The organism is Staphylococcus pseudoxylosus (assembly GCF_044794325.1).
GTDB classification, from domain to species: Bacteria; Bacillota; Bacilli; order Staphylococcales; family Staphylococcaceae; genus Staphylococcus; species Staphylococcus pseudoxylosus.
Genome location: NZ_CP085024.1, coordinates 1,581,931 through 1,594,722, shown reverse-complemented (window position 1 = coordinate 1,594,722; position 12,792 = coordinate 1,581,931). Strand labels below are relative to the sequence as shown.

Genomic DNA, 12,792 nt, shown 5'->3' with positions numbered 1-12,792 from the left:
GTATTGTATATGACAAGATTAGCAATTGCAGGTGCAACTGGTTTAGTAGGAAGAAAAATGTTAGAAACTATTGATAGAAAAGAGATTCCGTTTGATGAATTGGTGCTATTTTCATCAGCACGTTCAGCTGGACAACAAGTAGAATTCCAAGGTCAAACGTATACAGTTAGAGAGTTAACTGAAGATGCGGCTAGAGAATCATTTGATTATGTATTGATGAGCGCTGGTGGTAGTACAAGTGAGCACTTCTCACCTATCTTTGAAGAAGCAGGCGCTATTGTTATTGATAACTCCAGCCAATGGAGAATGACTGAAGGCATCGATTTAATCGTACCAGAAGTCAATGAACCTAAATTAGATAGAAAGATCATTGCAAATCCTAACTGTTCTACGATTCAATCAGTTGTGCCACTTAAACCATTACAAGAAACTTATGGTTTGAAACGCGTAGCATACACAACTTATCAAGCAGTATCTGGATCTGGTGTTAAAGGTAAGGCAGATTTAGCAGAAGGTGCAAATGGCAAAGCACCTGAAGCTTACCCACATCCAATTTATAATAATGTGTTACCACATATAGATAGTTTCCTTGAAGATGGGTATACAAAAGAAGAACAAAAAATGATTGATGAAACACGTAAAATCTTAAATGTAGATGACTTAAAAGTTACAGCGACTTGTGTTCGTGTACCAGTACAAGATAGTCACAGCGTACACATGAGTGTAACATTAGAACAAGAAGCGACAGTTGAAGCAATACAAGCATTGTTTGAAAATGATGATCGTGTTGTACTTGTAGATAATCCACAGAATAATGAATACCCATTAGCGATACATTCTACTAATAAAGATGAAATCTTTGTAGGACGTATTCGTCGTGATGATAGTTTAGATAATACATTCCACGTTTGGTGTACTTCTGATAACTTATTGAAAGGTGCAGCATTAAATGCAGTACAAATTCTTGAACAAGTGATGAGCTTGAAAGGAGTTAAATAAGATGGGACACATTTTTGAAGGTGTTGGTGTAGCTTTAGCAACGCCATTCACACACAATGAAGTAGACTATGAAGCCATTAGAAGACATGTTGATTATTTAATAGAGAACGATACGAAATCTATCGTAGTCAATGGTACTACTGCGGAAAACCCTACACTTACTGAAGATGAGAAAGATCAAATATTAGAAATTGTCATTAATCATGTAGATGGTCGAGTACCGGTAATTGCAGGGACAGGTACTAACAATACACAAAAATCTATTCAAGCTTCCGTACGTGCTAGAGAATTAGGCGCAGATGCAATCATGTTGATTACGCCCTACTATAATAAAACAAACCAACGTGGTTTAATTGCACATTTTACGACAATTGCTGATGCAGTTAAATTACCAGTCGTTTTATATAATGTGCCCTCTCGTACGAATATGACAATTGACGCAGAAACAGTCGAAACTTTAAGTCAAAATGAGTATATCGTCGCACTAAAAGATGCAACAAATGATTTTGATTATTTAGACGATTTAAAAAAACGTCTAAACCTAGATGAGTTCGCTTTATATAGTGGGAATGACGATAATGTGGTTGAATATTTTAATAAAGATGGTCACGGCGTGATTTCAGTTGTTGCAAATGTGATTCCGAAATCATTCCAAGCATTATACGATGCTAAACAAAATGGGGAAAATATTGAAACGCAATTTCAACCAATTCAAACCTTGCTTGATGCCCTATCAGTGGATGTAAACCCTATTCCAATAAAATTATTAACAGCATTGGAAGGGTTTGGAAATTATGAAGTCCGTTTACCATTAGTTCCACTTGAAGACGGTGAACGAGAAGCATTAGAACAAGCTTATGAAAATTTTAAAGCAGGTGAAAAAGCATGAAAGTAGTACTTATTGGCTATGGCGCAATGAATCAACGTGTTGCTAGATTAGCTGAAGAAAAAGGACATGAAATTGTAGGGCTAATTGTAAGAGATGAAACTAAAGCATACCCTTACCCTACTTATCAACATATTACGGATGTTAAAGACGCAGACGTTGCTATTGATTTTTCTAACCCTGAATTGTTATTACCTCTATTAGAGGAAGATTTCACTTTACCATTGGTAATTGCGACCACTGGTGAAAAAGATACAATTATTGATAAACTAAAAGAATTAAGCCATCGTATGCCTGTATTTTTCAGTGCAAACATGAGTTATGGTGTTCATGCACTAACTAAAATTTTAGAAGCAGCTGTACCATTGCTCGAAGACTTTGATATTGAGCTTACAGAAGCTCACCATAATAAAAAAGTTGACGCACCAAGTGGTACACTAGTTAAACTTTACGATGTTATTGAATCATTACGTACACAATCTACACCAGTTTATGATAGACATGAAAACAATGAAAAGCGTACTCAAGATGAAATTGGCGTTCATTCAATTCGTGGAGGTACTATCGTAGGACAACATGATATACTTTTTGCTGGTACAGATGAAACGATTGAAATAACTCATCGTGCACAGTCTAAAGATATTTTTGCCAATGGTGCAATTGGCGCAGCAGAAAAATTAATCAATAAAGCAAATGACTATTATACATTTGACAACCTATAAACCCTAAGGAGCGTATTTAATTATGGTACAACATTTAACGGCAGAAGAAATTATTCAATTTATAAGTGATGCAAAAAAATCTACACCACTAAAAGTCTATGCAAATGGAAACTTTGAAAATGTGAGCTTCCCTGAAAGTTTTAAAGTCTTTGGTTCCGCTGATTCAAAAGTAATCTTTTGTGAAGCTGACGAATGGAAACAATTTTACGAAAGCAACCAATCAAGTATTGATGAATTAGAAGTGGAAATGGATCGTCGCAACTCTGCAATTCCATTGAAAGATTTAACAAACACTAATGCACGAATTGAACCTGGTGCTTTTATTCGCGAACAAGCGATTATTGAAGATGGTGCAGTAATCATGATGGGTGCTACGATTAATATCGGAGCTGTAGTTGGTGAAGGTACTATGGTAGATATGAATGCAACGCTTGGTGGGCGTGCTACAACTGGTAAAAATGTTCACGTTGGAGCTGGTGCAGTATTAGCAGGAGTAATAGAACCACCAAGCGCATCACCAGTAGTCATTGAAGATGATGTGTTAATTGGTGCAAATGCAGTAATTCTTGAAGGTGTTCGTGTTGGTAAAGGTTCTATTGTTGCGGCTGGCGCAATCGTAACACAAGATGTACCGGAAGGTTCTGTAGTAGCTGGTACACCAGCAAAAGTCATTAAACAAACAAGCGAAGTTGAAGATTCAAAACGTGAGATTGTTTCAGCGTTAAGAAAATTAAATGACTAATACTTAATTAAAATAAAAGATATTCATTTAAATGAAAACATAGTGATAAAATTTAAGTGAATGTTGAAATAGCAAAATGGGAGGTTTAGACGAGACAGCATAAAATTTATTATATTGTCTCAACTTGTTCTATGTGGTAGTGATTTCATATATTACAAGGTCGTCTTACCTCCTCATTTTTATAATATAAAACGATACATAATAGGCTTGTGCGAACGAAGTAGAGTCTAAATATAACTTTAACTAAAAGGATTTGATTTTGATGAATGAGTTAGAATTTGTTACAACACATAGACGTTACTTGCATCAACATCCAGAATTGAGCTTACATGAATATAAAACAACTGAATATATCGCTAACTTTTTAGAAGAATTGGGAGTCGTTTATCAAAGACCTCTTGATACAGGGATTATTGCATACTTACCTGGTAATGGCGAACACACAATTGCTTATCGAGCAGATATCGATGCATTGCCAATCTTTGAAGAAAATGATATAGATTTTAAAAGTAAAACGGATAATGTGATGCATGCATGTGGGCATGATGGGCATACAACGGCGTTAATGCTCTTTGTCAAACGTTGTAAAGCCATAGCTGATCGTGGTGAACTTCCTCAAAATATTGTCTTTATCTTTCAACCTGCTGAAGAAACAGGTGGTGGCGCAAATCGATTAATTAGAGCCGGTGCATTTAGTGATTACCCTATTGAGGCTGTTTTTGGTGTCCATGTGATGCCATTTGAAAATGAAGGCCGTGTTGTCATTAGAGACGAAGAAATTACTGCAAGTGCTACAGAATATAGATTTTATTTAAATGGTTTATCAAGTCATGTAGCAGATAAAGAGCAAGGATATTCTTGTGGAGAGGCATTGCAACATGTACTGGGTCAAGTTGGTCAAATTCAACAATATCATTTGAATGGTTTGAAACGAAATATAGTTCATATGGGGCATTTTGAAGCTGGAGAAGCTATTAATACGGTACCTAGTCATGGATATTTGGAAGGTACTATTCGTACTTATGATATTAATGATTTAGAAATAGTTAAGCAACAAATGACTAAAATTGCAGAAAGTGTAAAATTATTATTCAATGTTGACTGTGAAGTGAAATTTGAAGAAGGTTATCCCCCTACTTATAATGATCCGAATTTGCGTAAACATGTAGAAACTGGTTTGAGAAATGCGAAATTTGAAGTGATTGATAAACCTACGCCATATTTATTTGGAGAAGATTTTAGCTTTTATAGTCAATTAGCTCCAAGTTATTTTGTTTTTGTAGGTGTACGGGATGAATCCAAAGGATTTGTTACGGGATTACATACCTCTCATTTGAATTTTAATGAACATATGCTTATTAGAATTGCTGATTATTATGAACAAATATTAAATGTTTACAGTGAGGTGCGTGTAAAATGACAGCTATTTGGTCTGTGGATACAGCAAAGTTTCGAAAAAACGCTGAAAATGTAAAACAAGACAACCAATTGATGGCAGTCGTTAAAAATAATGCATATCATTATGGATTAGAGTTTGCAGTGACACAATTTTTGGCAATAGGTATTAATACATTTAGCACGACTTCATTAAGAGAAGCTATACGGATTCGTAAACTAGCTCCAGATGCCACTATTTTTTTAATGAATGCTGTCTATGAATTTGATAAAGTACGTGCCTATAACATCCAAATGACTTTACCTTCCCTATCATTTTATTATGAGAATTTAAATGAACTATATGATATACAAGTACATATAGAATATGAGAATTTATTACATCGTTCAGGACTGAAGACGATAGCTGAAATTAAAGAACTACTTTCACATCATGAGCAAAATCAATATACAAATAAAATGAATATTGTGGGTTTGTGGACCCATTTTGGCTATGCAGATGAATTTGATGTGACTGATTATAAAATTGAACGTGCGGCTTGGTTAGATATTGTAGAAGCATTATTAGCTGAAAACTACCAATTTGATATGATTCATGCTCAAAATAGCGCAAGTTATTATAGAGAAGAAGGTATATTTCCTAATCATACACATGCACGTGTAGGTATTGCTTTGTACGGATCAAGACCATATAGTACGATAGACGAAACAGTCATTCAACAATCATTAACGGTTAAAGGCAATATCATCCAGGTAAGAGAAGTAAATCAAGGTGATTACTGTGGTTATAGTTTTGCGTTTGAAGCTACAAAAGATCAAACTAAACTAGCGGTGGTTGATATTGGTTATGGTGATGGTATTCTTAAATCAAGAGCGAAACATGAAGCAATGATAAACGGCAAACGTTTTCCTATACGCGCGTTGATGATGAGTCATATGTTTGTAGAAGTCGATGATAGTGTGAATGCACGAGATGAAGTTATATTATATAATAATGATATACGTGTTGATGAATATACGTTTAAAGGTGTCGGTGCTAATTCCGAACAACTGAGTGCAATGAATCACGACTCACTAATAAAGGAGTATAGATAAATTATGGTAGTAGAATATAATGATAATGGCGAACTTACAATGGGAGGTACAAGTCTTAAAACTATAGCGCAAAGTTTTGGGACGCCTACAATCGTCTATGATGAAGTACAAATTAGAAATCAAATGAGACGTTTTCATGAAGCTTTTAAAAAAAGTGAATTAAATTATAATATTTCATACGCATCTAAAGCATTTACTTGTTTACAGATGGTTAAATTGGTACAAGAAGAAAATCTTGAATTAGATGTTGTCTCTGAGGGTGAACTATACACGGCTTTAGAAGCTGGGTTTGACCCCCAACATATCCACTTTCACGGAAATAATAAGACGAAGCATGAAATTCGATATGCTTTAGAAAGTAAAGTTGGCTATATCGTTATAGATTCATTGGAAGAAATTGATCTTATTGATCGTTACGCAAATGAAGCAGTCAATGTAGTTATTAGATTAAACCCAGGCGTTGAAGCGCATACGCATGAATTTATTCAAACTGGACAAGAAGATAGTAAATTCGGTTTATCTATTAAGCATGGTTTAGCTATTCAAGGTGTACAGAAAGTTAAAACTTCAAAACATTTAAAACTTAAAGGTGTTCATTTTCATGTAGGTTCGCAAATTGAAGGTACTGAAGCAATGATTGAGACTACAAAACTTGTCGTTCATTGGTTGAAAGAAAATGATATTGAAGTAGAGCTAATAAATCTTGGCGGCGGCTTCAGTATTAAATATGTTGAAGGAGATGTAAGTTTTCCTATCGAAGAAGGTATTGAGGAAATTACTACTGCGGTTAAATCGATTGCTGAAGAAGCTAGTTATCCTATTCCTGAAATCGGTATTGAACCTGGGCGTTCAATTGTAGGTGAAGCTGGTATAACTTTATATGAAGTTGGAACAATTAAATCGATACCTAATGTTAATAAGTACGTTTCTATTGATGGAGGTATGAGCGATCATATAAGAACTTCATTATACGATGCACAATATGAAGCTCTACTTGTTAATAGAAATGATCCTAAAGATGAAACAGTTACGATTGCAGGAAAATTATGTGAGTCTGGTGACATTATTATCAAGGACGCAAAATTACCTAGTACAGTAAAACGTGGCGATTATTTAGCGATTTTATCTACAGGTGCTTATCATTATTCAATGGCTTCAAACTATAATCAAATGCAGAAGCCTTCTGTATTCTTCTTGAAAGACGGGAAAGCTAGAGAAGTTATTAAACGTCAATCTTTACGTCAACTAATTATTAATGATACGAAATAAATTATAAAAAGTGGTTCTATCCCCTCCTTTAGGTTGATGGAACCACTTTTTATTTATTTTATATTGATATAAAATAATATAAATTATGTATGCATTAAGCGGAAGTAATTAAGTATAACGGTGATTCATGGCAAAGGAGTACATGCGAGACCACATGCATTAAGGCCCCCTAGCTTATTTGATAAGCATTAAGCCGCCGTAATTAAGAATAACGGCGGCTATAAAAAAAGAACCTTTAACAAGGTTCTTTAAATAGTCAATATTGCAATCTATATTATAGTTTTACAACGTTTGCAGCTTGAGGACCGCGGTCGCCTTCAACTACTTCAAATTCAACTGATTGACCTTCTTCTAATGATTTGTAACCTTCTTGGTTAATTGCTGAGAAGTGTACGAATACGTCGTTTTCTCCTTCAACTTCGATAAAACCAAATCCTTTTTCAGCGTTAAACCATTTTACTGTACCTTGTTTCATAAATGTGAAACCTCCAAGACTAATATTCATTCAATATGCGTTATTCGCATATTACAAAAAATACAATGAAACAGGATGAAACTGTTAGTACAATATTCTTTGCAATATGGAATAAAACAATTGCTTGACTAACATTATAGGATATTTTCAGTTGAATTGCAAGGCAAACGTTAATTAATTGTTTATTCAATTATAGGCAAATTAAAATAAACTTCATTTTCATTTAAAACTATAAAACTATAGAATATTTGTAAATCTTCATCGCAATCTTCACAAAATCCTAATTCACAATTGTTATAAAACGCATGAATGTTGTATTTTCCAACTAAATAGTTATCGAATGAATTTTTGTTTTTTAAAATTAAAGATGTATAAAAATTTAACATTTCATCGTAAGTCTCGAAGTCATACTGTTCTACGATATGATCAGTCCAGTCACTAAATAACCACCAGCCTTCATAATCAGCTCGAATTTTTGCAACTGTCCACATTATAAATCTTCACCCTTTCATATATAGCCCAAATCACTTTTTTGGTGTAACTGAGTGTGTACCTCGCTATTTAGACCTATAGAACAAAGTGCTTATACTTATGTATGTATTTTGATCACACATATACTCTAAATTAAATCCCCAATGTTTATAAATAGAAATAAAATAAAACTAAATATAGACGTTCTTATTTTGATTTAGAGACGTACAATTTTTGTCTATGTGTAATATTTTAACGAGTTAAGATACAAAATCAAGTTATCTGACTCATACTTTTGGCCGATAGACTATCAATATATAAACTTAAATATTAGTTTTGTAGCGTTAAATTTCGTATAATGTTAATTAAGAGGTGATTTTATGAAACGTAAACACATTAAAGTATTTGGGATGGTACAAGGTGTAGGTTTTCGTTATTATACCCAAAAATTAGCACGAAAGTATCATATTGTTGGTACCGTAGAAAATGTAGACAGTTACGTTGATATATATGCTCAAGGCGATGAGCAATCATTAACACGGTTTATTAACGCAGTTACAGAAGGTGCTTCCCCAGCATCCCATGTTGAGGATTTTACTACTGAAGAGATAGAAATTGAGCAATCATTGAAAGATTTTAAAACTATATAAAGGAAGATGAAGTTTGAGATATAATATTTCTCGTATTATCGGGACAATTATTGCTTTGCCAGCAGCAGTTATCGCATGGTTTGTTAGTATATTTGCCTTAGATATTTATTTTATTTTTGATTTGTTGATTTCTGTAGCAACATTTATAACGTTTTACTTCCCTACTCAACGTTTAACTTCTAGAAAGTATTTAAAAGAAATTGGTCTAACTCGTCGAGATTATCACTTTGTAAATAGTCAATTAAACACTACACAGGATAAAATTAGACGGATATTCAAATCATTTGTAAATGTTAGATCTATCAAAGACTTTAGACAAGTAAATGAAATCTATCGAATATCTCGAGCTATATTTTACGCAGTAAAACAACAACCAAGTTCATTTTTTAAAGTTGAAAGTTTCTTCTATTCGCATATAGATAATGCATTAAATTTAATTGAAGCCTATACAAGGTTATCAAAATCACCTAAGAAGACTAAAGAAGAAAAACAAAAATTAGAACAAACAAGAATTACTTTGGATGAAGTTAAAAGAACATTGGTAGCTGATTTAAGACGGATTAATGATGAGGATTATAGTAAGTTAGATATAGAGATGGAATTAAACAAGATAGAACAAAGTCGGAATAAGAAGTAACAAATTAAAACAAGAATGGAGAGAGATTTTATGGCAAGAGAACAAGACTATATAAATTCACATCCATTAGATAAATATATAGAAGAAAATTCTACAAGTGAATCTGAAGTCGTGAATTCTACCCAGTATACTCAAAAAGACCAACAAAAGATTAATGAGCTGAGTGAAAAAATAAAACCTATGGACCATGACGGTTTATTGAATTATGGTACGGAAGCCCAATCACATATGTCACAATTCTCACACCGTATATTAAATGAAGTTAAGACAACTGATGTGGGACCAGTTGGTGAATCATTGAATGGATTAATGAGTAAACTGAAATCAGTAAACCCTGATGAATTGAATCCAGAAAATCAATCGAAATTAAAGCGTATTTTTAGAAGAACAAAGGCATCTGTAAATGAAATTTTTTCAAAGATGCAATCGGTTGGTTCGCAAATAGATCGCATATCTATCGAGTTAGATAAACATAAAAATAACCTAGTCAAAGATGTAGACATGTTAGATGAATTATACAATATGAATAAAGACTATTTTGATGAATTATCATTGTATATTGAAGCAGCTAAAAAGAAACAACATGATCTGCAACAAGAAGATGTGCCTAAATTAAGAGCGCAGGCAAAATCAACAGGTAATCAAATGGATGTTCAAGCTGCATCGGATATGGAACAATTTATCGATCGCTTAGATAAACGTATTTATGATTTGCAATTATCTCGACAAATTGCGATACAAACAGCACCACAAATACGAATGATTCAAAATGTTAATCAAGCATTAGCAGAAAAAATTCAAAGTTCTATTCTCACAAGTATTCCTTTGTGGAAAAATCAAATGTCAATTGCATTAACTTTAATGAGACAACGAAATGCAGTAACTGCACAAAAGGCTGTTACTGATACGACAAATGATTTATTATTAAAGAACTCTGAACTATTGAAACAAAATGCTCTAGCAACTGCTACTGAAAATGAACGTGGCGTCGTTGATATTGAGACTCTAAAAACAACGCAAAATGACATTATTGAAACAATAGAACAGACATTACAGATTCAAGAACAAGGCCGTAATAAACGTAAACAAGCTGAGTCCGAATTGAATCAACTTGAAAGCGAATTACAAAATCAACTTTTAGATATGAAACAAAACAAATAATTTTTTACGTTTAATTAAATATTTATAATAAAAAATGACTCCGGGACATAAATAGATGTCCCTTTTTTGTTCTTTCTACGTCAACAAATAATTCGTTATAGAAAAAAGCGTATCCATTTTCATTTACGGATACGCTCTTCTTGAATTTAATATCAACTTGTTTTTGTTTTAGTGTTAAACTGAAACGCTTATAGTACATGTTCTGGCATTACTGTCAGTTTAATCACTATCAGAAGATTTTTCAGCTAAAATATTACTTTTTGAAGTTTCTTTTTCTTTATTCACTGCTATGTTTTGTTCTATAGCTAATTTATGTGCAATTTTTGGTGCTGTCCAAACTGCTGGCAACATAATGATTGATATCGGAACGGCTGTAATAATAATAAAAGATTGAATTGCATTGATACTACCTTCTCCAATATTTATTAAAATGATTGATACAACCCCCATAATAACAACCCAAAAGAGTCTTATCATTTTTGGAGGATCACCTTCTCCAGTAACAGACATCGAAATGGAATACGACATCGTGTCAGCAGTTGTGATTACAAATATTAATGTCAACAATAATAAAACAATTACCATGACGGTACCTATTGGTAAATGAGAAGCAATGGAAATGACTGCTGCAGGTAATCCGTTATCTGTTAACGGCTCACTGATTGCACCGCTATTTTTGATTTCATAAAATAAGCCACTACCACCAAGAATAGAAAACCATATATGAGAAACTACTGCAGCTACTATAGAGACGAGTAAAAATATTTCTCTAATTGTACGACCTCTAGATACACGAGCAACTAACATTCCCATTAATGGACCATATCCTATAAACCAACCAAAGAAAAATAACATCCAAGCGCCAGCCCATTTATCATTTCCTCTAAATGTACTAATTTCTAGAAAATGAGTTATATAAACACCATATGAAGATATAAATGTATCTATAATAAAGTGTCCAGGACCTAATAATAATATAAAGGCTGCAAGTGCTAGTGCCAGCCATACATTTAATTTGCTTAAAAATTGAATGCCTTTCTCGATGCCAGTAGTAGCAGAAATGGTCACAACAACCATTAAGCCCGCGACAGATAACATTTGAGTAATGATGTTATCTGGTATACCAAAAATACTATGTAACCAGTAACTAAATTGAAATCCGAAGAACCCAATTGTACCAATAGTACCAGCCACAGCACCTAAAATACAGAAAACATCTATAATCCATCCAATTTTATTTTTTTCTATTTTACTACCAAAAATTGGATATAATAGTGTACGAGGACGCATTTTTAAATGTTTATTATAGTGTGCATACATGATAATAATACCACTGATTGCTCCATAAACTGCCCACGCTGTAAAGCCCCAGGAGGTAAAACTTTGTGCCATAGCAGCTGGTATGGCTTGAGTACTACCATTTTTTATGTCAGGATCCATAGTTGGTGGGACATCTATAAAATAATACATTGGTTCTGCTGCAGCCCAAAAAATAGCCCCTGCGCCTAAACCAGATGTGATTACGATGGCAGCCCACCTAAAATAACCCATTTCTGGTTTAGAAGCGTTTCCTAGTCGAACACGACCATATTTTGAAAATGCTAAAAATGCACCTACGGCAAATGTTGCAAGAAGTAATATTTGCCAAAAAGCTCCGAAATAAGTAATTGAGATTTGAAAACCTTTCTGAACTAAATTCGAAGTTGCCTGTGTAAAAACGGATGACATCAGTACAAATAAAACGAGGATGCCCCCACTAATTAAAAATACTGGCCAATCTAATTTATCTTTCCATTGTGAATATTTAATATTATTCGACCCCTCTATTATACGTGTTCTGAACAATATAATTATTGAGTGTGGGTGTCCTTTTTAATCATTTTAATAAGGTGCTTATTAGTACATTAAATAGTAAAGATGAATCTATAATATGAGAGGTGTGATTGTTTGTGTGGAAACCACAAATAATTAATTTAATATTGTTTTATCTATATTAAAAAGTCATATGCTATAAAATACACTATTTTGAACTTATGAAAATACAAATTGACTACCACCGTAATACGCTTATATTGCTCTTAGACGAAACACTTGAAGTAAAGAGTATAGCTTACTTTTTAAAACTAATCAAATCGACTTTTCAAATTCATTTTCTCCAAATCAGCATATTTTATGAATATGATTGTAAATATCATCATCAATGTATTATTGAAAATTAACTAGAAGTTTAAATAATATAAAAGCATATATTTACCGATTATATACATAAAAAAGCAAATCAACGCCAGTT

General features: G+C 33.2%; 13 protein-coding genes. 10 read left to right on the top strand and 3 right to left on the bottom strand.

Features of this window, described 5'->3' with window-relative positions:
- The first annotated feature begins 9 nt into the window (after positions 1-9).
- From LG295_RS07690 to lysA, 7 genes are all read left to right on the top strand, one after another.
- Positions 10-999, top strand: a complete 990-nt coding sequence (locus tag LG295_RS07690; protein WP_107530944.1) for an aspartate-semialdehyde dehydrogenase — start codon at positions 10-12, stop codon at positions 997-999.
- Between the two features lies 1 nt (position 1,000).
- On the top strand, positions 1,001-1,888 hold the full coding sequence (gene dapA, locus LG295_RS07685; RefSeq protein WP_107530943.1) for a 4-hydroxy-tetrahydrodipicolinate synthase: 888 nt from the start codon (positions 1,001-1,003) through the stop codon (positions 1,886-1,888).
- Positions 1,885-2,607, top strand: coding sequence for a 4-hydroxy-tetrahydrodipicolinate reductase (gene dapB, locus LG295_RS07680; RefSeq protein ID WP_107530942.1), 723 nt, complete (start codon positions 1,885-1,887; stop codon positions 2,605-2,607). The genes dapA and dapB overlap by 4 nt, the downstream gene beginning before the upstream one ends.
- Positions 2,608-2,629: 22 nt before the next feature.
- Complete coding sequence (dapD, locus tag LG295_RS07675) at positions 2,630-3,349, top strand: 2,3,4,5-tetrahydropyridine-2,6-dicarboxylate N-acetyltransferase (protein WP_042362720.1); 720 nt, start codon at positions 2,630-2,632, stop codon at positions 3,347-3,349.
- 262 nt (positions 3,350-3,611) lie between these two features.
- Positions 3,612-4,769, top strand: a complete 1,158-nt coding sequence (locus tag LG295_RS07670; protein ID WP_318832883.1) for an amidohydrolase — start codon at positions 3,612-3,614, stop codon at positions 4,767-4,769.
- Positions 4,766-5,839 (top strand): alanine racemase, encoded by a 1,074-nt coding sequence (locus tag LG295_RS07665; protein ID WP_107558137.1) that lies wholly within the window; start codon positions 4,766-4,768, stop codon positions 5,837-5,839. Before LG295_RS07670 ends, LG295_RS07665 begins: the two co-directional genes overlap by 4 nt.
- 3 nt (positions 5,840-5,842) lie before the next feature.
- A complete protein-coding gene (gene lysA, locus LG295_RS07660; RefSeq protein WP_107558138.1) occupies positions 5,843-7,108 on the top strand; it encodes a diaminopimelate decarboxylase in 1,266 nt (421 codons plus the stop codon).
- A gap of 274 nt (positions 7,109-7,382) precedes the next feature.
- Here the strand turns inward: lysA and cspA are convergent, their stop codons facing one another.
- Together cspA and msaA are read right to left on the bottom strand one after the other, a co-directional pair.
- Positions 7,383-7,583, bottom strand: a complete 201-nt coding sequence (gene cspA / locus LG295_RS07655) for a cold shock protein CspA (protein WP_001831260.1) — start codon at positions 7,581-7,583, stop codon at positions 7,383-7,385.
- A gap of 182 nt (positions 7,584-7,765) precedes the next feature.
- On the bottom strand, positions 7,766-8,074 hold the full coding sequence (msaA, locus tag LG295_RS07650; RefSeq protein ID WP_107530938.1) for a regulatory protein MsaA: 309 nt from the start codon (positions 8,072-8,074) through the stop codon (positions 7,766-7,768).
- Between the two features lie 360 nt (positions 8,075-8,434).
- Between msaA and LG295_RS07645 the strand changes: the two genes are divergently transcribed.
- From LG295_RS07645 to LG295_RS07635, 3 genes are read left to right on the top strand one after another with little or no spacing between them, the layout of a single operon-like run.
- Positions 8,435-8,704, top strand: a complete 270-nt coding sequence (locus LG295_RS07645) for an acylphosphatase (protein ID WP_107530937.1) — start codon at positions 8,435-8,437, stop codon at positions 8,702-8,704.
- A 13-nt stretch (positions 8,705-8,717) separates the two neighbouring features.
- Positions 8,718-9,341: a 5-bromo-4-chloroindolyl phosphate hydrolysis family protein gene (locus tag LG295_RS07640; RefSeq protein WP_107530936.1), complete on the top strand. Its 624-nt coding sequence runs from the start codon at positions 8,718-8,720 to the stop codon at positions 9,339-9,341.
- A 30-nt stretch (positions 9,342-9,371) separates the two neighbouring features.
- On the top strand, positions 9,372-10,502 hold the full coding sequence (locus tag LG295_RS07635) for a toxic anion resistance protein (RefSeq protein ID WP_107556111.1): 1,131 nt from the start codon (positions 9,372-9,374) through the stop codon (positions 10,500-10,502).
- A 219-nt stretch (positions 10,503-10,721) separates the two neighbouring features.
- On the opposite strand, the gene LG295_RS07630 is transcribed toward LG295_RS07635, so the two are convergent.
- The gene (locus LG295_RS07630) at positions 10,722-12,311 is read right to left on the bottom strand and encodes a BCCT family transporter (RefSeq protein WP_199186499.1); all 1,590 of its coding nucleotides are present in this window, start codon (positions 12,309-12,311) and stop codon (positions 10,722-10,724) included.
- Positions 12,312-12,792 lie beyond the last annotated feature (481 nt).

Bases quoted from the DNA above. Each gene is read 5' to 3' on its own strand.
- LG295_RS07690 (WP_107530944.1), top strand. From the start codon at position 10: ATGACAAGATTAGCAATTGCAGGTGCAACTGGTTTAGTAGGAAGAAAA.
- dapA (WP_107530943.1), top strand. From the start codon at position 1,001: ATGGGACACATTTTTGAAGGTGTTGGTGTAGCTTTAGCAACGCCATTC.
- dapB (WP_107530942.1), top strand. From the start codon at position 1,885: ATGAAAGTAGTACTTATTGGCTATGGCGCAATGAATCAACGTGTTGCT.
- dapD (WP_042362720.1), top strand. From the start codon at position 2,630: ATGGTACAACATTTAACGGCAGAAGAAATTATTCAATTTATAAGTGAT.
- LG295_RS07670 (WP_318832883.1), top strand. From the start codon at position 3,612: ATGAATGAGTTAGAATTTGTTACAACACATAGACGTTACTTGCATCAA.
- LG295_RS07665 (WP_107558137.1), top strand. From the start codon at position 4,766: ATGACAGCTATTTGGTCTGTGGATACAGCAAAGTTTCGAAAAAACGCT.
- lysA (WP_107558138.1), top strand. From the start codon at position 5,843: ATGGTAGTAGAATATAATGATAATGGCGAACTTACAATGGGAGGTACA.
- cspA (WP_001831260.1), bottom strand. From the start codon at position 7,583: ATGAAACAAGGTACAGTAAAATGGTTTAACGCTGAAAAAGGATTTGGT.
- msaA (WP_107530938.1), bottom strand. From the start codon at position 8,074: ATGTGGACAGTTGCAAAAATTCGAGCTGATTATGAAGGCTGGTGGTTA.
- LG295_RS07645 (WP_107530937.1), top strand. From the start codon at position 8,435: ATGAAACGTAAACACATTAAAGTATTTGGGATGGTACAAGGTGTAGGT.
- LG295_RS07635 (WP_107556111.1), top strand. From the start codon at position 9,372: ATGGCAAGAGAACAAGACTATATAAATTCACATCCATTAGATAAATAT.